Annotated in this window: 26 protein-coding genes; 21 read left to right on the top strand and 5 right to left on the bottom strand. The window is 56.8% G+C overall.

What is annotated here, in order from left to right:
• Positions 1–79 precede the first annotated feature (79 nt).
• From ABVT35_RS16295 to ABVT35_RS16270, 6 genes are all read left to right on the top strand, one after another.
• Complete coding sequence (locus ABVT35_RS16295; RefSeq protein ID WP_368467640.1) at positions 80–874, top strand: thymidylate synthase; 795 nt, start codon at positions 80–82, stop codon at positions 872–874.
• Positions 871–1,407, top strand: a complete 537-nt coding sequence (locus tag ABVT35_RS16290; RefSeq protein ID WP_368467639.1) for a dihydrofolate reductase — start codon at positions 871–873, stop codon at positions 1,405–1,407. The genes ABVT35_RS16295 and ABVT35_RS16290 overlap by 4 nt, the downstream gene beginning before the upstream one ends.
• A gap of 217 nt (positions 1,408–1,624) precedes the next feature.
• Entirely contained in the window at positions 1,625–2,707 is a 1,083-nt protein-coding gene (gene hflK / locus ABVT35_RS16285) for an FtsH protease activity modulator HflK (protein WP_368467638.1), read from the top strand.
• Positions 2,707–3,621 (top strand): protease modulator HflC, encoded by a 915-nt coding sequence (gene hflC / locus ABVT35_RS16280; protein WP_368467637.1) that lies wholly within the window; start codon positions 2,707–2,709, stop codon positions 3,619–3,621. The genes hflK and hflC overlap by 1 nt, the downstream gene beginning before the upstream one ends.
• Positions 3,622–3,633: 12 nt before the next feature.
• Complete coding sequence (locus ABVT35_RS16275; RefSeq protein WP_368467636.1) at positions 3,634–3,819, top strand: DUF2065 domain-containing protein; 186 nt, start codon at positions 3,634–3,636, stop codon at positions 3,817–3,819.
• A 107-nt stretch (positions 3,820–3,926) separates the two neighbouring features.
• A complete protein-coding gene (locus tag ABVT35_RS16270) occupies positions 3,927–5,396 on the top strand; it encodes a DegQ family serine endoprotease (protein WP_368467635.1) in 1,470 nt (489 codons plus the stop codon).
• A gap of 43 nt (positions 5,397–5,439) precedes the next feature.
• Here the strand turns inward: ABVT35_RS16270 and ABVT35_RS16265 are convergent, their stop codons facing one another.
• Both ABVT35_RS16265 and serB read right to left on the bottom strand, forming a co-directional pair.
• A complete protein-coding gene (locus ABVT35_RS16265; RefSeq protein WP_368467634.1) occupies positions 5,440–6,000 on the bottom strand; it encodes a GNAT family N-acetyltransferase in 561 nt (186 codons plus the stop codon).
• Entirely contained in the window at positions 5,997–6,893 is an 897-nt protein-coding gene (gene serB / locus ABVT35_RS16260) for a phosphoserine phosphatase SerB (protein ID WP_368467633.1), read from the bottom strand. The genes ABVT35_RS16265 and serB overlap by 4 nt, the downstream gene beginning before the upstream one ends.
• Positions 6,894–6,917: 24 nt before the next feature.
• Here serB and miaA point away from each other — a divergent pair, with 24 nt between their 5' ends.
• Positions 6,918–7,787 (top strand): tRNA (adenosine(37)-N6)-dimethylallyltransferase MiaA, encoded by an 870-nt coding sequence (gene miaA, locus ABVT35_RS16255; protein ID WP_368467632.1) that lies wholly within the window; start codon positions 6,918–6,920, stop codon positions 7,785–7,787.
• Positions 7,788–7,823: 36 nt separating this feature from the next.
• Here the strand turns inward: miaA and ABVT35_RS16250 are convergent, their stop codons facing one another.
• Positions 7,824–9,770 (bottom strand): ATP-binding protein, encoded by a 1,947-nt coding sequence (locus ABVT35_RS16250; RefSeq protein ID WP_368467631.1) that lies wholly within the window; start codon positions 9,768–9,770, stop codon positions 7,824–7,826.
• A gap of 410 nt (positions 9,771–10,180) precedes the next feature.
• On the opposite strand from ABVT35_RS16250, the gene ABVT35_RS16245 reads away from it, so the two are divergent.
• From ABVT35_RS16245 to ABVT35_RS16205, 9 genes are all read left to right on the top strand, one after another.
• Positions 10,181–11,959 (top strand): acetolactate synthase 3 large subunit, encoded by a 1,779-nt coding sequence (locus ABVT35_RS16245; protein WP_368467630.1) that lies wholly within the window; start codon positions 10,181–10,183, stop codon positions 11,957–11,959.
• Positions 11,960–12,000: 41 nt separating this feature from the next.
• Positions 12,001–12,921, top strand: a complete 921-nt coding sequence (locus ABVT35_RS16240; RefSeq protein WP_368467629.1) for a DMT family transporter — start codon at positions 12,001–12,003, stop codon at positions 12,919–12,921.
• Positions 12,918–13,490 carry an acetolactate synthase small subunit gene (ilvN, locus tag ABVT35_RS16235; protein WP_368467628.1) on the top strand — a complete coding sequence of 191 codons (573 nt, stop codon included), beginning with the start codon at positions 12,918–12,920 and terminating at the stop codon, positions 13,488–13,490. Before ABVT35_RS16240 ends, ilvN begins: the two co-directional genes overlap by 4 nt.
• A gap of 135 nt (positions 13,491–13,625) precedes the next feature.
• Positions 13,626–14,219: a LysE family translocator gene (locus ABVT35_RS16230; protein WP_368467627.1), complete on the top strand. Its 594-nt coding sequence runs from the start codon at positions 13,626–13,628 to the stop codon at positions 14,217–14,219.
• Positions 14,220–14,318: 99 nt separating this feature from the next.
• Positions 14,319–14,924 (top strand): nitrile hydratase subunit alpha, encoded by a 606-nt coding sequence (gene nthA, locus ABVT35_RS16225; RefSeq protein ID WP_368467626.1) that lies wholly within the window; start codon positions 14,319–14,321, stop codon positions 14,922–14,924.
• Positions 14,921–15,580, top strand: a complete 660-nt coding sequence (gene nthB, locus ABVT35_RS16220) for a nitrile hydratase subunit beta (RefSeq protein WP_368467625.1) — start codon at positions 14,921–14,923, stop codon at positions 15,578–15,580. The genes nthA and nthB overlap by 4 nt, the downstream gene beginning before the upstream one ends.
• Positions 15,567–15,932, top strand: a complete 366-nt coding sequence (locus tag ABVT35_RS16215; RefSeq protein ID WP_368467624.1) for a nitrile hydratase accessory protein — start codon at positions 15,567–15,569, stop codon at positions 15,930–15,932. Before nthB ends, ABVT35_RS16215 begins: the two co-directional genes overlap by 14 nt.
• A gap of 45 nt (positions 15,933–15,977) precedes the next feature.
• Positions 15,978–16,784 (top strand): acyl-CoA thioesterase, encoded by an 807-nt coding sequence (locus ABVT35_RS16210; protein ID WP_368467623.1) that lies wholly within the window; start codon positions 15,978–15,980, stop codon positions 16,782–16,784.
• A gap of 60 nt (positions 16,785–16,844) precedes the next feature.
• Positions 16,845–17,972, top strand: coding sequence for an ATP-dependent RecD-like DNA helicase (locus ABVT35_RS16205; protein ID WP_368467622.1), 1,128 nt, complete (start codon positions 16,845–16,847; stop codon positions 17,970–17,972).
• 67 nt (positions 17,973–18,039) lie between these two features.
• Here ABVT35_RS16205 and ABVT35_RS16200 read toward each other — a convergent pair whose 3' ends face one another.
• Positions 18,040–18,453, bottom strand: coding sequence for an STAS/SEC14 domain-containing protein (locus ABVT35_RS16200; protein WP_368467621.1), 414 nt, complete (start codon positions 18,451–18,453; stop codon positions 18,040–18,042).
• Between the two features lie 175 nt (positions 18,454–18,628).
• Here ABVT35_RS16200 and ABVT35_RS16195 point away from each other — a divergent pair, with 175 nt between their 5' ends.
• From ABVT35_RS16195 to ilvC, 3 genes are all read left to right on the top strand, one after another.
• Positions 18,629–19,393 carry a pyridoxine 5'-phosphate synthase gene (locus tag ABVT35_RS16195; RefSeq protein WP_368467620.1) on the top strand — a complete coding sequence of 255 codons (765 nt, stop codon included), beginning with the start codon at positions 18,629–18,631 and terminating at the stop codon, positions 19,391–19,393.
• A gap of 110 nt (positions 19,394–19,503) precedes the next feature.
• A complete protein-coding gene (locus tag ABVT35_RS16190; protein WP_368467619.1) occupies positions 19,504–20,184 on the top strand; it encodes a TetR/AcrR family transcriptional regulator in 681 nt (226 codons plus the stop codon).
• 43 nt (positions 20,185–20,227) lie between these two features.
• Entirely contained in the window at positions 20,228–21,247 is a 1,020-nt protein-coding gene (ilvC, locus tag ABVT35_RS16185) for a ketol-acid reductoisomerase (RefSeq protein ID WP_368467618.1), read from the top strand.
• A 69-nt stretch (positions 21,248–21,316) separates the two neighbouring features.
• On the opposite strand, the gene ABVT35_RS16180 is transcribed toward ilvC, so the two are convergent.
• Positions 21,317–21,772, bottom strand: coding sequence for a BA14K family protein (locus ABVT35_RS16180; RefSeq protein WP_368467617.1), 456 nt, complete (start codon positions 21,770–21,772; stop codon positions 21,317–21,319).
• A 171-nt stretch (positions 21,773–21,943) separates the two neighbouring features.
• On the opposite strand from ABVT35_RS16180, the gene ABVT35_RS16175 reads away from it, so the two are divergent.
• Positions 21,944–22,336 (top strand): hypothetical protein, encoded by a 393-nt coding sequence (locus tag ABVT35_RS16175; protein ID WP_368467616.1) that lies wholly within the window; start codon positions 21,944–21,946, stop codon positions 22,334–22,336.
• A complete protein-coding gene (locus ABVT35_RS16170) occupies positions 22,311–23,420 on the top strand; it encodes an endonuclease/exonuclease/phosphatase family protein (protein WP_368467615.1) in 1,110 nt (369 codons plus the stop codon). The genes ABVT35_RS16175 and ABVT35_RS16170 overlap by 26 nt, the downstream gene beginning before the upstream one ends.
• Positions 23,421–23,476 lie beyond the last annotated feature (56 nt).

The raw sequence follows: 23,476 nt of genomic DNA, 5'->3' as shown, positions 1-23,476 counted from the left end.
GGCAAGCCGAATATCTTTTGCCCATTTCATCACATCTGGCTTTAGAATGTTTCGGTGCGAATCGGTCGGAGAACAGCCAATGCAGCAGTATCACCAACTTTTAAGGCGCGTGCTTGAGACCGGCGTCGACCGCGGCGACCGCACCGGCACCGGCACGCGCTCGGTATTCGGTCATCAGATGCGGTTCGATCTTGCCGAAGGGTTTCCCGTGCTGACCACCAAGAAACTGCACCTGCGCTCCATTATCATCGAGTTGCTGTGGTTCCTCAGAGGTGAAACCAATATTGCCTGGCTGAAGGAGAATGGCGTTTCTATCTGGGACGAATGGGCAGACGCGCAAGGCGAACTCGGGCCGGTTTACGGTTATCAGTGGCGCTCGTGGCCAGGGCCTGACGGCAGGACCATCGACCAGATTACCGAGGTGGTCGAGGCGATAAAAACAAATCCAACGTCCCGGCGGCTGGTCGTTTCGGCCTGGAACCCGGCATTGATTGACGAGATGGCATTGCCGCCCTGCCACTGCCTGTTTCAGTTCTATGTGGCTGAGGGTCGGTTGTCCTGTCAGCTTTATCAGCGTTCAGCGGATATCTTCCTCGGTGTCCCGTTCAATATCGCATCCTATGCGCTGCTGACCATGATGATCGCACAGGTGGCGGGTCTTGAACCGGGTGATTTCGTGCTGACGCTCGGCGATGCGCATCTTTACTCGGACCATATCGAGAAGGCCGAACTGCAACTGACCCGCGACACAAGGCCGCTGCCGGTCATGCGCATAAATCCCGACGTCAGGGACATTTATTCCTTCTCCTATGAGGATTTTTCGCTCGAGGGATACGACCCCCATCCGCATATAGCTGCGAAGGTCTCGGTATGAATGAGCCGGAAAACGCGCAAGCAACAACGATAACGATCGTCGTCGCCATGGCACGAAACGGCATTATCGGCCGGGATGGCGACATGCCGTGGCATTTATCGACGGATCTGAAGCGTTTCAAGGCGATCACTTTGGGCAAGCCGGTGGTCATGGGCCGCAAGACTTTCCAGTCGATCGGCAGACCGTTGCCTGGCCGCAAAAACATCGTTGTTACGCGCGATGCCGCTTTTTCAGCGAACGGTATAGAAACATTCGCCACGCTCGACGACGCGGTAACTTTTGCACGGACCTGCGCCATAGCGGACGGGCTGCGGGAGATATGCATCCTCGGCGGCGGCGAGATATACCGGCAGATGTTGCCGCTGGCCGATTGCTTGCATGTAACCCATGTGGATTGTGAGCCGGACGGCGATACGGTCTTTCCGGAAATCGACGAGCGTATTTGGGAAAAAGAATCGGAAGAGCTGGTGCCGGCAGGAGAAAAAGACACTGCCGCAAGCCGATATGCGGTATATCGGCGCAAAGTACGGTAATTAACCAAGCTAATGCTCCGCGCCGCGTTGAAAGCGGGTCCGGGTATACCTATAACCCCAATTATGCCAATTTGCCCGCGCAGGAATATGCCTTGACCTTCACCTGTCGCGTGCATATCGATGCACCGGAATGAGGAAACAGCAAGGATCAGCTTAGTTAATCCGGGAGCATCCCCGATTTTTCAACCAATTGAGCTGACGAACCGATGAGGAATCTATGCCCTGGAGCAACCAAAATGGTAGTGGCGGAAACAACCAGGGTCCCTGGGGGCAGGGACCGCGTGGACCGCGCCGTACAGGCGGCGGTGGAACTCCACCTGATCTGGAAGAAATAATCCGCCGGAGCCAGGACCAGCTGAAGAACGCGCTTCCGGGCGGCGGTGGCGGCAGTCCGATCTTCATCGCAGTCATTCTCATCGGCCTGTTCCTGCTCTGGCTGTTTCAGGCGATTTATACGGTTCAGCCAGACCAACGCGGCGTCGTGCTTCTCTTTGGTAAGCCGAAGAATGAAGTTTCTCAGCCGGGTCTACATTTTCTGTGGTGGCCGGTCGAAAAGGTCGAGATGGTCAGTATCGTCGAACGGCAGATCAATATCGGCGGAAGCTCGGCCAGGGGCGCTACCCAGGGCCTGATGCTCTCGGGCGATCAGAACATCGTCGATGTTCAGTTCTCGCTTCTCTATTCGATCACCAATCCGCAGAATTATCTCTTCAACGTCGAGCAGCCGGAAGACACGCTTCGCCAGGTTGCCGAGAGCGCCATGCGTGAAGTTGTCGGCCGGCGTCCCGCCCAGGACATCTTCCGCGATAATCGTCAGGCAATCGCGGACAGTGTGAAGACAACCATCCAGACCACTATGGATAATTACGGAGCCGGTATATCGGTGAACACGGTTTCGATCGAGGATGCCGCTCCGCCGCGTGAAGTTGCCGACGCCTTCGATGAAGTGCAGCGTGCCGAGCAGGACGAAGACCGCTTTGTCGAAGAAGCCAACCAGTATTCCAACCAGAAGCTCGGTCAGGCCCGTGGTGAGGCGGCTAAGATCCGCGAAGAGGCGGCAGCCTACAAGGATCGGGTTGTGAACGAAGCCGAGGGTGAAGCACAGCGCTTCATCTCCATCTATGACGAATATTCCAAGGCGCCTGACGTGACGCGCAAGCGGCTGTTCCTCGAAACGATGGAAGACGTCTTCAAGTCATCCAACAAATTTATCATTGAGCAGAACCAGGGGTCGGGGGTCGTACCCTATCTGCCGCTGACCGAACTCAACAAGACAGCCACTCAGGGAGGATCGAACTAATGGGTAATCGTCTCCCTGCCATCGTCATTGCGGCCGTTGTTATTTTGGGCCTTGCCTATTCATCGTTCTTCGTTGTTCACGCCGGCCAACAGGCTATTGTGCTGAGATTTGGTGAGATCAGGTCGGTCAAAACCGAACCGGGTCTATATTTCAAGCTGCCGTTCAGCTTTATCGAGGCTGACAATGTGCAGATGGTTCAAAAACGTGCCATCCGTTTTGACCTGGATGATATCCGCGTTCAGGTATCGGGCGGCAAGTTCTACGAAGTGGACGCATTCGTCGTCTACAAGATCACCGATGCCGAGCGCTTCAGGGAAACCGTTTCGGGCGATGTCGTGGCAGCAGAACAGCGGCTGAGAACACGTCTCGATTCAGCCTTGCGGCGGGTCTACGGTCTGCGCGGCTTTGAAGCGGCGCTCTCCGATGCGCGTAATGCCATGATGGCGGAGGTTCGCGACCAGCTTCGCCCTGACGCCGAGTCGCTTGGCCTTACCATCGAGGATGTCCGCATTCGCAGAACCGACCTGACGAAGGAAGTCTCGCAGCAGACCTACGACCGAATGAAAGCAGAGCGTCTGGCTGAAGCCGAGCTGATCCGCGCGCGCGGACGTGAAGCGGGCCAGCGGATCCGGGCTATCGCCGACAGGCAGGTTATTGAGCTGGAATCGAAAGCACGACGCGATTCGGAAATCACCAAAGGTGAAGGTGATGCCGAGCGCAACCGTATCTTTGCCGATGCCTTTTCAAAGGACGAATCGTTTTTCGACTTCTACCGGTCAATGGAAGCATACAGGCAGTCGCTGACCGATTCGGATACGACAATGGTCATCACACCGAATTCGGAATTTTTCCGGTTCTTCCAGGATGCCGCCGGTACCGTTCCGGGAGGAACGTCGGCTGTCAATCCGCAGTGAGCCTGAAGCGCCATGAGTGATTTTCTTGTGGCCATCGGTTTGTTTTTTGTGATCGAGGGGCTGGTGTACGCGCTGGCCCCTTCGTTCGTCCGCAAGATGGCCGAGGAGCTTCCACTGATTTCGGACCGGCAGATGCGGACTTTTGGATTGGGCGCCGTGTGCCTGGGCGTATTTTTTGTCTGGATGATTCGAGGCTGACCGGCCATCACGTTAATTTTGCTCAAATTTGAGTGGACGGGGCTGAAATTGAACATATCTATGCGGAACAAAGTACCGCAGGAAATTAAATCGGGAGAGAGAACGACATGGCATTGAACACAATCCTCAAGCCGTTTCGCGCCATTGCCGTCGTAACGGCATTGGGAGTTGCAACCGTTCAGTTCGGTGTTGGAGGTGTTCAGACAGCGCAGGCTGCCCAGGGGCCGGAATCGGTTGCTGATCTCGCTGAACAGTTGCTCAATTCCGTGGTCAATATCTCGACGTCGCAACGGGTCAGCAACAATCGCCGCACGCCGCGCCCGAGAATTCCCGAAGGTTCGCCTTTCCAGGATTTTTTCGATGAGTTTTTCGGTGAACGTGATGGCGAACAACAGCCGCGCTCGCGTCGCGTCAATTCGCTTGGATCCGGCTTTGTTATCGACAAGGAAGGTATCATCGTCACCAACAACCACGTGATCGCGGAAGCCGATGATATCGAGGCTATCTTTGCCGACGGTTCGAAACTTTCGGCCGAAGTGGTGGGTGCAGACCCGAAAACCGATATCGCCGTCTTGAGGGTAAAGCCAGAAGAGCCGCTGTCGGCGGTGTCGTTCGGCAATTCCAATTCGCTGCGCATCGGTGACTGGGTGATGGCGATCGGCAACCCGTTCGGCCTTGGCGGTACGGTTACGACCGGCATCGTGTCGGCCCGCGGGCGCGACATCAATTCCGGTCCATACGACAATTTCATCCAGACCGATGCGGCCATCAACCGGGGCAACTCCGGTGGTCCGCTGTTCAACCAGGAAGGCGAGGTGATTGGCGTGAATACGGCGATCATCTCTCCGACGGGCGGCTCCATCGGCATTGGCTTTGCTGTGCCCTCTGACCTTGTCCAGTCCGTCGTCGAACAGCTGATCGAGTTCGGTGAAACACGGCGCGGTTGGCTTGGTGTGCGCATTCAGCCGGTTACGGATGAAATTGCCGAAAGCCTCGACATGGAGGAGGCCAAGGGTGCACTGGTTGCCGGTATCATCAAGGGTGGACCGGTGGACAACGGCTCTGTCCTGCCGGGCGACGTGATAATCAAATTCGACGGACAAGATGTCGAAGATATGCGTGACCTGCCGCGGATTGTCGCCGAAAGCCCCGTCGGCAAGGAAGTCGAAGTGGTCGTCATCCGCAAGGGCAAGGAAGAGACGATATCGGTCACACTCGGGCGGCTTGAAGACGGAGAGCAGCTTATCGCGCAGGCTCAGCAGGTTGACGAACCTGAAACAGCAACCGTGCTGGGCATGGAAATTGCCGGGCTCGACGCTGCGCTGCGGGAAAAGTACGAAATTGCCGAGGACGTCAGTGGTGTCGTCATCGTCAAGGTCGAAGAGGAATCAGCGGCTGCCGAAAAGCGGATCGTTGCCGGTGACGTTATCGTCGAGATCGCCCAGGAGGTGGTCAATACGCCAGAGGAAGTCAAGGAACGGGTCAAGAAGCTCAAGGATGACGGGCGGCGCAACGCTCTGCTCATGATCGCCAATAAAACGGGTGAGCTGCGTTTCATCACCGTTCCGATGCGCTGACGAACAACGCGATTCAAGGAAAAAGAGCGGCATGCGGGCCTGTTCAGCCGTGCCGCTTTTTCCATTGCTTTGCCGTGATGTAATAAAGCACGTGCCGCCGCAAATGCGGATATGTATCGGGCACGTGCGGGTGATCGAAATCCCGCGCCGGGTCATGCTGCATTCCGATCCGTTCCATCACGGCCGTTGAGCGCGTGTTGTCGTGGACGGCAAAGGAAACGATTTCTTCAAGGCCGCGCTGTTCGAAACCGAGTTTGAGCAAGCCTTCAGCGGCTTCCGTCGCATAACCTTTGCGCCATTCTGTGGCGGCCAGACGCCAGCCGATTTCGACTGTTCCCTTCGATAGGTGTGGCTCCAAATCGGTCCGGGCAAGGCCTGCGAAACCGATGGGTATTCCGTCCGCTTTTCTTTCGAGGGCAAAGAACCCAAAGCCGGTCTCGTCGATCCGAGCCCTTATTTTCTGCATCATCTCACGCGACTGTTGGCGGTCGCGCCGCATCGGAAAGAACGCCATTACCGTTTCATCTGAATTGATGTGGTAAAACAACTCTTCGTCGCTGTCCCGCCAATTCCGGACAATGAGCCGATCTGTTTGCGCTATCATTCCTCGACCCTGGCAAACTCTGTTTGTTGGTAGCCCTGGATATACAACAATGCGGTCAGATCGCCGTGATCGATGCGGATTTTTGCTTCGGCTGCAACGATTGGCTTGGCATGGAGCGCGACACCGCTGCCTGCAAGGTGAAGCATTCCCAGATCGTTGGCACCGTCGCCGACAGCCATCGCCTGATCGACGGTCAGGCCGTGTCTGGCGGTCAACTCGTTCAGCGCATCGACTTTCGACTGACGTCCGAGAACCGGCTCAACGATAGCACCGTTGAGTTTTCCGTCCTGATGCTGAAGCACGTTGGCACGGTGTTCATCAAATCCAAGGACTTCCGAGATCGGTCCGGTAAAAAGAGTAAAGCCGCCGGAGACGAGAGCGGTATAGGCTCCGTTCGCTTTCATGGTGGCAAGCGCCACTTTGCCGCCTGGGGTCAGCGTTATGCGGTTTTCAAGGACCTGGTCCACAACCGCCAGGTCCAGACCCTTGAGCAATGCCACACGCTCGCTCATTGCGGATTCGAATTCTATTTCGCCATTCATTGCCCGCTTGGTGATAGCCGCCACATGATCATAAACGCCGGCCTCTGCCGCCAGTTCGTCGACACATTCCTGCCTGATCATGGTTGAATCCATATCCGCTATCAGCAGACCTTTTTTGCGGCCGGACGCCTCCTGAATGACAACATCCACCGGTGCGCCGTCCAGCGCTTCGGTGATTGCCATTTGCGCATCGTCCTGCGTCATTCCATTCTTCAGCGCCAGATCGCAGGCAATATCCTGCGCCAGCCATACCGGCTCCCCGGAGGTCACGTTCTTTGCGGCACGGCTGGCCAGTGCACGTGAAAGGACAGGGTTTGACGGATCGGTTATAAGCGTGGCAACGAGTGGCATGGAGAACCTGACTGTGGAGATGCAATGAATGCAGTCCTGATAGCCGGGCCGACGGCGAGCGGCAAGTCCTCATTGGCAATGGAAATGGCCGATGCAACCGGTGGCGTCGTGATCAATGCTGATTCCATGCAGGTCTACGACGCGCTGCGTGTTCTGACTGCGCGCCCATCCGTTCAGGATATGCAGGCAATCGATCATTTTCTGTACGGTCATGTGCCAGCCGCGCGGGCCTATTCGGTCGGCAACTGGTTCCGAGACACCGAGACTCTTTTATGTGGGCCGGAACTGCGGGGCCGAACGCCGATCTTCGTTGGTGGAACGGGTCTTTATTTCAGAGCACTGACAGGTGGTCTTTCGCAGATGCCACCGATACCCGCGGCAATAAGGCAGCACTGGCGGCGGGCATTGGAAGAGGAGGGTGTCGAGGCACTGCATGCGCAATTGCGTAATAAAGATCCGGACATGGCCGACCGGTTGAAAATCAGGGACAGCCAGAGAATTGTACGGGCCCTGGAAGTGTTCGATGCATCAGGCAGGTCGATCAGCGCATTTCAGAATGAGGCGGGAAACGCCCTCGTCGATGTCGCCAAAGCGCGAAAGGTCGTCCTGATGCCGAACCGTATGCGATTGAGGGAGCGGATCAAGGAACGGTTCGAGATGATGATGGAAACCGGCGCAGTGGAGGAGGTCGGGCACCTGCTTGCACAGAACCTGTCACCGAAGCTTCCGGCCATGAAAGCCATCGGCGTGCGGGAGATCGCCGCCTATCTTGCCGGTGAAATGACGGTTGAGCAGGTTATCGAGCGTGCCGCCATTGCGACGCGCCAATACGCCAAGCGGCAGATGACGTGGTTCAGAAACCAACTGGGCGATGACTGGGAGTTCAGAAGCTAGATGCGGCTCGAACCGCATCCAGCTCCAATTCGTGGATTACTCTGAGTCCGGCTTTTTCAGCAAGGCTTCCCTGTGGGGTGACTTTTTGAGTAGCGACTCTCGTAGATCATTGGAATGAACCGATCCGAGGCCTGTGTTTTCTCCTGGCGCAGGGGCAGGCGCCGCGGCCGGTGCTTGCGCAGGCTCAGGCGCAGGCGCAGGGCGCGGTGCGGGCGGTGGTGCTGTTGCAGCTTCAGGCATGGCCGCCGGGCCGCTGATTGCTTTTTCAAGCTCTGTGAGGTCGGCCAAATCCGGCTGCAGTGACGCTGTCTTCGGAGGCATACCGGATGTGCCCAGCGGCGCTTCGGTGTGGCGCATGCTCTTGATGATGTGCTCGATATCCGGAATACCATTATTGGTGCGCATGTCCTGCCCACTCAGCCTATGGGTTTCCGTTTTCGGAAGCAGATGCTCTGGAATGCGCTCGAAGCACATGCGCATCGGGACCGGCACAGCCTCACCAAACGCAATTGCCTCACCGTTTCCGATCGACGACAGGAAGCTGATTGTCGAACTCGATGAGTTGGAAATAGCCGAGCGAATGATTTCCTGGTCACGGTCGTTGGCCAGCCGCATGGCAAAAACCGTTGAACACTGGGACAGGATCGTCGCATCGAGTTCGCCGGGCCTTTGGGTAATCACGCCCAGGCTCACGCCGTATTTACGGCCCTCCTTGGCGATGCGGGCGACAGCCTGACGTGTCGGAAAGAAGCCAAGACTTGGGTCAGAGGGGACATACCGGTGGGCTTCTTCACAAAGCACCAGAATGCGCATCTTGCCATTGCCGCCAAGCGCAATTTCGAATGCCATCCGGCAAAGCACGGAAGCCACGGCGTTGACAACTTCCGACGGAATTCCCGAAAGCTGGAACGACGTGATCGGCTTGCCGTCGCCGGGGATGCGGAAGATATCGCTGATAACTTCGGATATGTTGTCATTGATCGTGTTCGAGGAAAACATGAAGTAGAACCGCGGATCGTTGATCACCGATGTGATCCTGACCTTGAGATTGCGAAGGTGCGGTTTTTCCTCGCGGCCGTCGAGTTGACCGATACGCTCATCTATGAGCGCCAGCAGGTCGGCAACCCTATAGGGCACTGGCGTGTCGGATGTGATCGAAGACCGGTCCATCTTGCGGACCAGTGTCTTGCCGTCGGGTGCGCCCTTGAAACTCCGCTTTGCCTCCGCAATCAGGTCCCGCAGCATATCAACTTCTTCAGGAACGGCGGGCCTGCCGCGGAAAATGACTTCCGTGAACTCCTCCAGTCGGAACAGCCAGAATGGAAGATCGAGCGTGTCGGTTTCGATCAGATGAGCACGGGATTTGAACGCCGATGCAAATTCATTATGCGGATCGAGGATCAGAACCCGCAGGTCCGGGCAGACGTCGACGATACGGTTGACCACGAGCGAAACGGCGGTTGATTTACCGACGCCGGTGGTCCCGACAATCGCAAAGTGGCGGTCGAGCAGTGCGTCCGCCGAGATACTTGCAGCTATCTCCGAATTCTGCGTCAAATGCCCAACGGTGACTGGATTTGTACCCTTGACGGCGTAGATGGCATCAAGATCCTCAGTGCGGATCTGGTGCGCAACCGCTCCAAGTGTCGGGTAGTCGGAAATACCGGCGCTGAACTTGGCCCCCAGCCCGTCTTCACGGATTTCGCCAACAAGTTCGACCTCGAAGTGCATTGTGTTGGCGGAATCCTCGTTCCAGAATTCTTCCGGGCTGTGGACGCTGTAGACAAGCGCTACAATCCGGTTGTCGCCAACCCTGATTGAAATAAGCCGGCCGACAGAGAGTGCACCGGCGATCGGATTTTCGTCGATGAGGATGCGGGCGGCGATCGTTGCTCGTGCGCCATTGCACTTAACAACGTGGCCCAAGACACGGGTCGTATAGGAAACGTCCCTTCTTTCCTCGCTGGTCGTTAGATTTGTCATGCTGCCCCGTTTCATACAGTTGAGCTTCAAAGTGCCGCGATTGATCAGTACAATTCAAGCAGGTCATACTCTGATGCTTCGAGTTTAACGAATTTGCGTTAACAACCCGTTGTCGTGACGGTGATCTGTTCCAGTGGTAAATGGGCGGTATTTGCACGGCGAAGGAATAGGTCAAAAGCGCCATTGACGCGCCGGGGCTTTGCCGCTAACGTCCCGCGCATGATCAGGAATGGACTAATTGTGGTGATTAAGCGTATGGGCAGGATGGTGTAACCATCCGGCGGCAGCCACCCATGCGCTGAACGAGGCTCCGACAGGAGCCTTTTTTTATGGCCTGATGCGGATCGGGCCTTTAAGAGGGTTTTAACCGTATTGAAGGAACGCCAAAGAAGGCGAAACGGGACAGGACAATGACGGGCAGTAAAAAAGAAATGACGGGCGCTGAGATGGTTATCCAGGCGCTGAAGGATAATGGCGTTGAAGATGTTTTCGGATATCCGGGTGGTGCCGTCCTGCCGATTTACGACGAGTTGTTTCAACAGGAAGACATTGTCCACGTGCTTGTCAGACATGAGCAGGGCGCCGGCCACGCCGCTGAGGGCTATGCACGTTCCACCGGAAAGGTCGGTGTTGCGCTGGTGACATCCGGTCCGGGCGCGACCAATGTCGTCACCGCCTTGCAGGATGCGCTGATGGATTCAATTCCGATGGTGTGCATCTCGGGCCAGGTGCCGACGCCCCTGATCGGCTCCGACGCGTTCCAGGAGTGCGACACGGTCGGCATTACGCGCCCGTGCACAAAGCATAATTGGCTGGTCCGCAACATTGATGACCTGCCGGGTATCCTGCACGAGGCGTTCCGCATTGCAAAAACCGGGCGGCCCGGGCCGGTTGTTGTCGATATTCCGAAGGACGTTCAGTTTGCGACCGGCGAATATGTCCCGCCGTCTCCGGTTACGGAACTCAAAAGCTACCAGCCGAAAATTCAGGGCGATCTGGAATCCATCCGAGCCGCCGTCAAGTTGATGAGCGAGGCCAAGAAGCCGGTCATCTATTCCGGCGGCGGGGTCGTGAATGCCGGCCCCGAGGCAAGCCATCTGCTTCGCGAACTCGTGCAACTGACCGATTTTCCGATCACCTCCACACTGATGGGGCTCGGCGCCTATCCGGCCTCGGGAAAGAACTGGCTTGGCATGCTGGGCATGCATGGAACCTACGAAGCCAACATGACAATGCATGATTGTGACGTCATGGTCTGCATTGGCGCACGGTTCGACGACCGCATCACGGGACGTCTCGACGCGTTCTCACCGAATTCGAAGAAAATCCACATCGATATCGATCCTTCGTCAATCAACAAAAATGTCCATGTCGACATTCCGATCCTCGGAGACGCCGGTCATGTGCTGGAAGATATGGTCCGCCTTTGGCGTGCCTCGTCGGCCAAAACGGAAAGCAAGGCGCTTGAAGGCTGGTGGGCGCAAATCGACAAATGGCGTGCACGCAATTCGCTTGCCTATGCGCCGAACAAAGACGTCATCATGCCACAATATGCCATGCAGCGCCTCTACGAGCTGACCAAGGACCGCGATACCTACATCACGACGGAGGTCGGGCAGCACCAGATGTGGGCAGCACAGTTCTACGGCTTTGAAGAGCCGAACCGGTGGATGACTTCCGGCGGGCTTGGCACCATGGGCTATGGCCTTCCGGCAGCGCTGGGCGTGCAGATCGCCCATCCGGACGCGTTGGTCATCGACATTGCCGGCGATGCATCCGTTCAGATGACCATCCAGGAGATGTCGTCGGCCGTCCAGCATGACGCGCCGATCAAGATCTTTATCCTAAACAATCAGTATATGGGCATGGTGCGTCAGTGGCAGCAGCTGCTGCATGGAAACCGGCTGTCTCACTCCTACACAGAGGCAATGCCGGACTTCGTAAAGCTTGCGGAAGCCTATGGCTGTGTCGGCCTGCGCACCGACAAGCCGGGCGAACTCGACGATGCCATCAACGAGATGATCTCGGTCGACAAGCCGGTGATATTCGATTGCCGGGTCGCAAATCTTGCCAACTGTTTCCCGATGATCCCATCCGGCAAGGCGCATAATGAAATGCTGCTGCCGGACGAGGCAACGGATGAAGCTGTTGCAACGGCCATCGACAAAAAAGGCAAGGCGCTGGTCTAAGTATCTGGCCGGACAAGTGAACGGGATTGGCGGAACCAACCATGCATGACGATAATCATCCAGGATGGACCGATTACGGCATGCTTTGCCTGCTCGCGGTGATCTGGGGCGGCAGCTTCATGCTGTCGCGGGTGGCTGTTTCGGAGGTTCCACCAATCACGCTGACGGCTATTCGACAGGGTATCGCTATGGTGATCTTGGCAGCTGTGACCCTGCGGACGGGACAGAGGTTGCTGGCAAGCCGGACCGATCATGTGGTCATCATCATTTCCGCATTTTTCGGGATGGCACTGCCCTTCAGCCTGATCACATGGGGCCTTGGGGAGATCACCGCGGGCCTTGCCGCGATCCTCATGGGACTGATGCCGCTGATCACGATCATCCTCGCGCATTTCTTCACCGATGACGAGAAGATGAATGTGGCAAAAATCATTGGCGTGCTGCTGGGGATTGCAGGACTTGTCGTGTTGTTCTGGCCGGACATCGTGGCCGGCACCGATGATGATATCTGGCGGCAACTGGCCGTTATGGCGGCGGGTGTTTCCTACGCCGTCAATGCGCTGATAACCAAGCGTCTGCTGCACCTGAAACCGCAACCGATGTTCGCGGTCAATATCGGTTGGTCCTTCGTCATGCTTGCGCCGGCGGCTTTCCTGTTCGAGCCGATGATAGCGCAAAATCCATCAGTGACTGTTTGGATCAGCCTGATTATTCTCGGTGTTTTTCCATCAGCCGTGGCTTCGCTGATCATGTTCCGCATCATCGCCCGTCAAGGCGCATCGTTTTTCGGGCAGATCAATCTTCTGGTTCCCGTTGCCGGGGTCCTTTGGGGCGCAATCTTTCTTGACGAACGACTTTCGCTCAATGCGTTTGTCGCCCTTGCCATCATTTTGTCGGGCGTTGCCGTCGCACGCATGCGCTCGAAGCCGAAACTCAAGTCTATCGAGGAAAACGCCTCATGAATGCTCAGCATAAACCAACAGGCTCGGCCTACTTCATCGCCAAGGAAACCGAACAGCTTGAAACCAGAACCCTGTCGGTTCTGGTGGACAACGAACCGGGTGTCCTTGCCCGCGTGATCGGTCTTTTTTCCGGCCGCGGATACAACATCGAAAGCCTGACCGTTTCGGAAACCGAGCACGAAGCACACCTTTCAAGGATTACCATCGTCACCAACGGGACGCCGCATGTGCTGGAGCAGATCAAGCACCAGCTTGAACGGATCGTGCCGGTCCACCGGGTTGTCGACCTGTCGGTCCGCGCCCATGAAAAGGGTCACGAAAAACCGCTTGAAAGGGAGCTTGCCCTGATCAAGGTGAAAGGGCAGGGCGATCACCGCGTCGAAGCATTGCGCCTGGCTGATGCCTTCCGCGCCCAGGTGATCGACGCAAACACCGAGCATTTCATTTTTGAGATTACCGGCCGGGTCTCCAAGATCGAGCAGTTCATTTCCATCATGAGACCGCTCGGCCTGATCGAAGTCTGCCGAACCGGTGTTGCCGCCCTCAATCGTGGTCCCGAGGGTATGTAAGAAGCGGCTTAATCCAACATTTTTGCGCTGCAGAACCCGACTAAACCATGCTTCCGCCGTATGGGAGCCATGCGTTTGCAGGCTTGCTGTGTTTCCTGTTTTAGGTCAGCATTGCTGACCTGTTAGGAGGCGACTATGGCAATCGACACGTTTCTGGCACTGCTGGCATTTGCGCTCGTGTCCTCGATCACTCCGGGGCCGAACAATTTCATGCTGCTGGCCTCAGGTGCCAATTTCGGTTTCGTGCGGACCATTCCACATATGTTCGGCATTGCGGCCGGATTCGCCTCTCTGCTTCTGGGGGTCGGCTTCGGTCTCGGCGCCCTCTTGCAGGCCTGGCCTGCACTTCACATTGCGCTGAAAATAGCCGGTGGCAGTTACCTTATTTATCTCGCCTGGAAAATCTCCGGAAGCCGCAGCCTCGCCGAAGATGAGGCTGTATCCCGTCCGATAACACTGCTACAGGCCGCAGCCTTTCAATGGGTCAATCCAAAGGCGTGGATGATGGCACTGACGGCTATGGTTCTTTTTACCGATCCAACGGAGCCAGGACTTTCGGTTCTGCTGGTCGCCTTGGCTTTTGTTCTTGTGAATTTTCCAAGCGTATCGGTCTGGGCAGGATTCGGCACAGTTTTGCGCAGATATTTGTCCAATTCCCAAAGGCTGAAATGGTTCAATCTAACCATGGGGCTGCTGTTGGTTGCGACACTCATACCAATGATGCTTTAGAGCGAAATGGGGTTGGAATTAAGTACTTGATGGCGGAAAATCGCGATCAATTTTGCCGCTGGCGATTTACTTGCACGTAAGTTGCGGTAAAGTTCAACCATGACCAATTCCCATGATCACGACAATCACTATGACCCGATGACAGCGCGTGTGCGCGCGCTGGAGACTATATTGAACGAAAAGGGGCTGATTGATCCGGCCGCCATCGACGTGATTGTGGACACCTACCAAAACAAGGTGGGTCCGCAAAACGGTGCGCGGGTTGTTGCAAAAGCCTGGTGTGACGAGGTTTTTGCGGACTGGCTGCGCAAGGACGCAACGGCAGCAATCGCCTCTCTCGGTTTCACCGGCCGGCAGGGCGAACACATGCGGGCCGTGTTCAATACACCGGACACACACAACATGGTCGTATGCACCCTGTGTTCCTGTTATCCGTGGAGTGTCCTCGGCCTGCCGCCGGTCTGGTACAAGTCGCCTCCATACCGATCGCGTGCGGTGATGGATCCGCGCGGCGTTCTTGAGGAATTTGGCGTAACGCTCTCTAAAGACATCAATATTCGCGTCTGGGATTCAACGGCTGAACTGCGGTATCTGGTTGTTCCGATGCGCCCAGCGGGTACAGAAGATATGAGCGAGGATGAACTCGCCGCGCTGGTAACCCGCGATTCTATGATTGGAACGGGATTGGCGGAGGCGCCACAGTGAACGGACCTCACGATCTCGGTGGCCGGATGGGATTCGGCCCGATCGATCCCGAAGCGGACGAGCCGTATTTTCATGCCGAATGGGAAAAGCGGGCACTTGGCGTGACGCTTTGTTCGGGTTCGCTTGGACTGTGGAACATCGATGAAAGCCGGCATGCGCGCGAGTGTCTGCATCCGGCGGACTACTATTCGTCGAGCTATTATGAAATCTGGATCAAGGCGCTTGAAACGCTGCTTTTGCGCCATGGATGCATGACGCTGAAAGAGCTTGAAACCGGGCATGCGCAGGCAGCATCTCAGGTCAACAAAAAACCACTGCAGGCGGGCGATGTGCCGGCCGTTTTGGCAAAGGGCGGGCCCTGCGACCGCGAAGTATCGTCAGAAGCAGAATTTGCCGTCGGTGACCGGGTTCTGGTGCGAAACATCAACCCGTCCGGCCATACGCGAATACCCGGATATGCAAAAGGCAAGACCGGCACCGTTGAGGAAGCGGCGGGTGCCTTTGTGTTTCCGGATGACAATGCCCATGGCCGCGGCGAGAACCCGCAACATCTTTATCGCGTTGTTCTTGACGGCCACGAAATCTGGGGCGAGGGCGCCGATCCATCTTTGACCGTCTCCATCGATGCCTGGGAGAGTTATCTTGAGCGCGCCTGATGATGCCGGCGGCAGGAAATCCTTGCCCTCGGAGATAGAAAATCCCTCTCCCTTTTCGGAGCCCTGGCAGGCGCAGGCTTTCGCCATGGTTGTCGGCCTTCACGAAAAAGGTCTTTTTAGCTGGGGTGAATGGGCGGCTGCCCTTTCTGCCGAGCTGAAGCGCCCGGAGGCAGCCGCGGACGGCAGTGACTATTATGAATGCTGGCTGCGTGCGCTTGAAAACCTGCTTCTCAAGAAACAGGTTGCCGAAAAACAGCAGATTGAGGCTTTGACGGCGGCCTGGTCTAGGGCTGCGCATGCGACGCCGCACGGCAAACCGATACTTCTTCAAAACGATCCTGAATCCGTCTGAAGCCGCAAACGCCTTCAGCTACCTGCATTCCGTTCAAGGACAGACATGACTTTCACGCTTGATGAAACACTTGGCCTCGAGAGCCGCGGCGACAATGTTTTTGCCAGCCATACCGACAAGAAATACTGGAACCTGATCGGCCCCTATGGCGGCTGGATAGCGGCGCTGATGCTCAAGACCGTGCTGCACGATCTGGAAGACAAGCGTTTCGAGCCGGTCGCCTTTACGGTCGATTATATGAAGGCGCCGGCAGAGGGTGAACTGATCCTCAAACGTGCCTGTGACCGCGCGGGACGGACGGCTGCTTTCTGGCGCGTCGAACTGCAAATGCCGGACGGCACGCCGTGCGCGCGCGCCGCCCTTACGCTCGCACCGCATCGCGAAACGCTTGTCTTTTCGCAAACGGATATGCCTGAGGTGCCGGATGCGGCTTCCGTTGAGCCGTTCCAGACGGATATTCTGCCGGTCAAATGGGCACATCTTTACGAATCGAGAGTGATAAAGGGACCCATTGGTGAAATAACGCCGGATGCCCATTCGCTTGTGTGGGTGCGCGATGCCGACAAACGGCCTCTCGACCACATCTCGCTCACAGCCATCAGCGACAGTCCCTTTCCGCGGCTGTTCCTGGCAACGGGCCGCCCGTCCAACATATCGACCATCACAATGACGGTCTATTTTCACGCGCCTTCATCGGAGTTGAATGAAATCGGCAGCGATTTGATTCTGGCTGATGCGCGCTGCGAACGTTCCGTCGGCGGCTTCTACGACCAGCACACCAGCTTCTATTCTCCCGGCGGAGAGCTTGTGGCGGTATCACAGCAGATGGTGTGGTATGATCGCGAGCCCTGAACAATGGGCTGATTCTTATTCCCACTTGCCCCGCAGGGGCGAATCCTGCCAGTTGAGACGATGCAGTTTTCCAGTCAACAGGACGAAGCGCTCAAGGCCGTTTCAAAATGGCTGAAGCAGGGGCAGGGCCCGCTGTTTCGCCTGTTCGGCTACGCCGGAACCGGCAAGACCACCCTTGCCCGGCATTTTGCCGAGCAAGTCGATGGCGACGTGCAGTTTGCCGCTTTCACCGGCAAGGCGGCCCAGGTGCTGCGCAGCAAGGGTGCGAGCAACGCAAAAACCATCCATTCGCTGATCTACCGCCCGCGCGGCGAGGAAACGGTTGAAGACGAGGAGACCGGCAAAACCTCGATCGCACCGATGTTTTCCATCAACAGGCAAAGTCCCATCGCAAAGGCTTCGCTGGTCATCGTCGATGAATGCTCGATGGTCGATGAGGAACTCGGGCGGGATCTGATGAGTTTCGGCACGCCGATCCTGGTGCTGGGCGATCCCGGCCAGTTGCCGCCGATATCGGGCGGCGGCTTTTTCACCGAGCACGAGCCGGACTATCTTTTGACCGATATCCACCGGCAGGCCCGCGACAATCCCATCATCGATCTTGCCATGCGCGTACGCGAGGGCATCGATATCGGCTATGGCGACTGGGGAACGGCGCGGGTCATTACCAAATCGGACGTGACGACGGAGCTGGTGCTTGAGGCAGATCAGGTGCTTCTCGGCATCAACCGGACGCGGCGGCGCTACAATCAGCGCCTGCGGGAACTGAAAGGATTCGATGCCAAGTATCCGCAATCGGGCGACAAGCTCGTGTGCCTGCGCAATGACCCGGCCAAGGGGCTTTTGAACGGGTCGCTGTGGCAGGTCATGACCGCTTCACGCGAGACGGTCAAACCGGGCATAAATCTGCTGGTAACGCCGGAAGACGACGACATGAACCGGGGCGCTGCCAAGATCAAGCTGCTGAAAGCGGCCTTCGAAGCGCCGGATGCGGAAATTCCCTGGCAGACCAAGAAACGCTATGACGATTTCGACTATGGCTATGCGCTGACTGTGCACAAGGCACAGGGTTCGCAATGGGACAATATCGTTCTTTTCGACGAGAGCTATGCGTTCCGCGATACGCGCGAGCGGTGGCTTTATACGGCGATCACCCGCGCGGCGGAGCAATTGACCATCGTTCGCTGATGCGTTGACGATAGCAAAGGAGCCGGAATTGCCTCCGGCTCCTGGTGAAATATAGCGCTGCCTGGCGTCAGGCGGCTTCCTCGTCGCTGTCGATATTGCCGTAGATCCATCTCCATGCCTCGGCCTCGTCGTCCAGTTCGAAATGCCTCACTTCCATGCGGAATAGCGGAGCAAAGAACCTGATTGCATTTGCAATCCAGGCGGGGCCGCCGACCAGGGCATAGCGCCGCATGTGTCTGATAGCATGCAGCTTGCCGGCATAGGTTATGTCGGAAAACAACGCGCTCAAATCGAAACCGTCATACCGGCCCATGCGCACGAAAAGGTTGATCTTGTCATGTTTTTCGTAGGCCTTTTCAAGGATCTGATAGGCTTCCTCGATTTCCTGTTTGGAAATGTGACCGTTGATTTCGAAAGCGTATACGTCATCGCGTTCGGTCTTGAGCTGCGTGAATGCAGGATGTCTGAGTTTGTCGGTCATAACGGACCTCCAAAGTTTCTTGATCTCATGAAAATATGTAGGTACCAGTTGCGGCCGTTGCAATCGCAACGCGCTATTGGATTGGCCGTAAATATTTAAATTGGTTCGTGATTATGAAATGGTTGCGCTCTAATTTTGCTGATGCCCCAAGGAACACCGATCGGAATGCCCTGATATGACAGATGCCGCCGCTACCAAGCTATCGGTCAATCTCAATGCCATTGCCTTGCTGCGCAACAGGCGCGACCTGCCATGGCCGAGCGTAACAGGGCTTGGCGGCCAGGCGCTTGCCGCCGGAGCGCATGGCCTGACCGTGCACCCGCGGCCCGATCAGAGGCATATCCGATTTTCAGACCTGCCTGAAATCCGGGCGCTGATCGACGACCAATTTCCCAATGCCGAATTCAATATCGAGGGCTATCCGACCGAAGCCTTTCTTCAGCTTGTCGAAGCAAACCAGCCGGAACAGGTGACGCTGGTACCGGACGATCCGGTGCAGGCGACATCCGATCATGGCTGGGACTTTCGCCGCGACCACGATCTGTTGAAGCCGATCGTCACGCGGTTGAAGAAACAGGGGATGCGGATATCGCTGTTTGCCGATGGCGACGGCGATGCCGATACCATGAAGCTGGCAGCGGAAACCGGCGCCGACCGGGTTGAGTTTTACACCGGGCCCTATGGTGGCTGTTACGACAATCCGAAGGAAGAGGCAAAGCTGCTTGCGGCTTTGGGTGCAAGCGCGGAAGCGGCCGGCGAATACGGTCTCGGGATCAATGCCGGCCACGACCTCACGGTCGAGAACCTTCCAGCGCTGAAGAAACACATTCCGGGTCTCCTGGAAGTCTCCATCGGCCACGGTCTGACAGCGGACGCGCTGCAATACGGTATGACCGAAACCGTCAAACGCTTTCTGCGTGCCTGCGGAAACAGCGTCTAAGGGCGCTCAACACCCAGCTTTTCCAATCAACTATCGCTTGACCGGCGCCGCTGCTTGTCCTATTAGATGCCGAACCGTACCGTACGGTACGATTTTAGATGAGGACACAAGTGGATCAGGCAACGCTGTCAGAGGCTGAAACGGAAGGCTTCGAGACCTTCACGCCGCGCCAGAATGCCGTACTTGAAACGGCTCTGGGGCTGCTTGTCGAAGGCGGCGACCGTGCGCTGACGACAGCGCGTATCGCCCGCGCGGCGAATTGCTCCAAGGAAAGCCTCTATAAATGGTTCGGCGACCGGGACGGGCTGCTTGCGGCTGTGGTTGCCTATCAGGCAAGCAAGGTCCGTGCGCCTGAGACAGGGCAGTTGCCGGAAACGGCAGAGGCATTCCGCGATCATCTCTTCAGTTTTGCGCATGATCTGCTGAGCGTTCTGTCAGGCGATGTTTCCCTGGCCTTGAACCGTCTTGCGATCGGGCAGGCGCGCCGGGATGAGGCGCAGCTCGGCCGCCTGGTGCTGGAGCGCGGTCGCAAGAGAATCGGGCAGCGGGCAGGGGCTCTGCTTGAGGCCGGTCGCCGCAAGGGCTTTATTGAATATGAAGATCGGAACGCCGCATTTCGAACGCTTTACGGCCTGATCATCCGGGACTTCCACGTGCGGCAGTTGCTGGGTGACGTGCTTGATCCCGAAGAGCGGGATTTTGAAGCCCAGGCAGGCTCCGCCATCGAACAGTTTTTCAGGCTTTACGGGTCGGATGCGCATTCCGAACCGAAGACAACGCAAATCCGATGACAGGATTTCAGGCAAATTCGGACACTAAGGAAAGGAAACAACCATGCGTGTTTATTATGATCGGGATGCCGATCTCAATCTTATCAAGTCGAAGAAAGTCGCCATTATCGGTTATGGCAGCCAGGGACGCGCCCACGCGCTGAACCTTAAGGATTCCGGCGCACCAAATGTCGCCATCGCGCTTCGCGAAGGTTCCGCAACCGCCAAAAAGGCCGAAGCCGACGGTTTCGAGGTCAAGTCCGTTGCCGAAGCCGCCGCATGGGCCGACCTGATGATGATGGCAACGCCCGACGAGCTGCAGGCCGATATTTACCGCGATCACATTGCAGACAACATCCGCGACGGCGCGGCCATTGCTTTTGCCCACGGCCTGAATGTGCATTTCGGCCTCATCGAGCCGAAAGCCTCCGTCGATGTTTTGATGGTCGCACCGAAAGGTCCCGGCCACACCGTGCGCGGCGAATACCAGAAGGGCGGCGGCGTACCGTGCCTGATTGCTGTTCACCAGGATGCATCCGGCAATGCCCATGATCTTGGCCTTTCCTACGCATGCGGCGTGGGTGGCGGTCGTTCCGGCATCATCGAAACCAACTTCAAGGAAGAGTGCGAAACCGACCTTTTCGGCGAACAGGTGGTTCTGTGCGGCGGTCTGGTCGAACTGATCCGTGCCGGCTTCGAGACGCTGGTCGAGGCGGGCTACGCGCCGGAAATGGCTTATTTCGAGTGTCTTCACGAGGTCAAGCTGATTGTCGACCTGATCTATGAGGGCGGCATTGCCAACATGAACTACTCGATCTCCAACACGGCCGAATGGGGCGAGTATGTTTCCGGTCCGCGCATCATCACCGACGAGACCAAGGCAGAGATGAAGCGGGTCCTCAACGACATCCAGACCGGCAAGTTCACCTCCGAATGGATGCAGGAGTACCGCGCCGGTGCAGCCCGCTTCAAGGGCATCCGCCGTAACAACGACGCACACCAGATCGAAGAGGTCGGTGAGAAACTGCGCGGCATGATGCCGTGGATCAAGTCGAATGCACTGGTCGACAAGGAACGCAACTAGTTCGTGCTTTATTGCAAATGCTGTGACAATCAAAAAGGCGGCTTTCGGGCCGCCTTTTTCCATGTTCGTTCAATAATAGGGCGACCTGCAGGCTTTGCGCGGGCCGTGATAGGGCTGGAACGTGTTGTCGTAAGCCCTGTAGGACCGGTACTTGCTGAAGCAGTAATTGTAGTGGGACCGCCTGTATGTCGTCTTGTAGCGCGGTCCCGGCCGGTAATAGGGCAGACGTCCGTAGTAGCGTCCATAATAGCTTGGCCCGTAGCGGCGTTTGGGATAGTAGCCGCGGTTGCCGTAGTAGGGACCGTTGCAATAGGCGTTGTAGCAGCGGTAGCCGTAGCCGCGATATCCTCTGTTTGAGCTGACGATCCCGCCAACGATGAGACCCGTCACGAGGCCGGCAGCAAAATTGCCGCCGCCGTGGGATTTATATCGGTATTTCTTGCCGGCATCGGCGGCCGGCGCCGACATGGCCAATACGCCAATACTAACCGCTGCGATGGCCAGACCTTTAAATATTCCAGACATGTCTGCCTCCCGGTGGTGATATTTGTTTCATTAACTATTTGTCATGAAGGGACGGGTGGCAAGGTTTGGAGCGGCTAATTGCGATCACAATCGGCTCACGACGAGCGTTATTCTTGCATTAAGCTTAATATTTTCAGCGGGTTGTTGAGGATTATTCGCGGGCGATCAAGCATGCGTGACAAGTTGCCGCCGACCCTGGAGCGTGCCCTGCTCAAATGGAATCATTTGACCGAGGCGATTTTGGTCGCTGACAAGGCGGGTTGTGCGCCGTGGTGCCAACCCACCACAAGCGCAATCCAACGCATTCAGCGGGCAAAATCGACCGGCCCATTCAATGTTGTATTTCAACATCTTCTTTCCTCTCAACGGTGGGGAAAATCGGCGCATCGGCGTCGTTGCGCCGCTTGCCCGATGCACCACATCGCGCTGTGCGACGCGCCTAGCCGAGTGAACCGATTTTCCGCCATCAAATGCTTTCATTTGAACAAGACACGCTCTAAACAAATTATTCCAACAGCCGGACTTCCAAGGGACACCCATGTCGCTGCGCATTGCCACATTTAATGTCGAGAACCTGATGAACCGGTTCGATTTTTCCGGTTATCGCAATGAGCTGCGTCAGGACCGAAGCGTAAAGCTCTACGATATCCGAACCGAGGCTGAATACCGTCAGATCGAGCAGGCGCGCGCCATCGCCCACACGGACGACACGCGGCAATTGACGGCCCTGGCCATTGCCGAAACGGGCGCCGACATATTGTGCCTGCAGGAGGTTGATAATCTGGAGGCCCTGCAGGCCTTCGAATACGGTTATCTTTTCAAGATGATAGGTCGTGGTTACCGGAACAAATACATGGTGGACGGCAATGACGGCCGCGGCATAGACGTTGCGGTCATGATGCGCGAGCACACCCGCGACGGTCAGCCGATCGAATTCCTGCGCATGAAAAGCCATGCTTCGCTGAGCTATGCGGACCTCGACTTGTTTGACAACGAAATTGCCGAGACCAATGAGCCGCAGGACCGGATTTTCCGGCGGGACTGCCTGGAAATCGATGTGAAGGTGGGCGGGCGTCCGCTGACGATGTATGTCGCCCATTTCAAATCCATGGGGCCGCCGCGTGGCGGGATGGACGGGCGGACAGCCACCATGCCGGTGCGCAGCGCAGAGGCAAGGGCGGTCCGCCGCATTATCGAAAACCGTTTCGGGAGGGAAAAAAGCGCCTCAAAACGGTGGATCATCTGCGGAGACATGAATGACTACCAGGAGCGCATCGTAATTACCGGCGACCGGTTCAACGGATTCGAATTTGAACACCGCAAGGAGGACGCCAGCGCCATCGATGTCTTTACGGCGGACGGATTTGCCGAAAATGCAGTCATGCGCCGTCCGCAGTCGGACCGATGGACACTCTTTCACACACGCGGACCGGAGGAGCGGCATCTTTGCCAGCTTGATTACCTGCTGCTTTCGCCTTCGCTGGCCAAGAACAACGCCAAAAGGGTCCCGGATATTATTCGTGGCGGACAGCCTTTCCGCACGATTTTTCCGGACGGGCAGGCTGTTGAACGCTATCCGCGGACCGGCTGGGACCGGCCCAAGGCATCAGACCACTGTCCTGTGGCGATGACACTTGATATGTTGTGATTTGCTGTTCCGCGTATCCCCGCAACGCAATATTAATTGAGGCCCTGATAAGCCGA

Origin of the sequence: Hoeflea sp. TYP-13 (genome assembly GCF_040932035.1) — a bacterium.
Taxonomy (GTDB): Bacteria; Pseudomonadota; Alphaproteobacteria; order Rhizobiales; family Rhizobiaceae; genus Hoeflea_A.
Note: the sequence above shows the minus strand (reverse complement) of the source record. Positions and strands in the feature narration are given on the sequence as shown.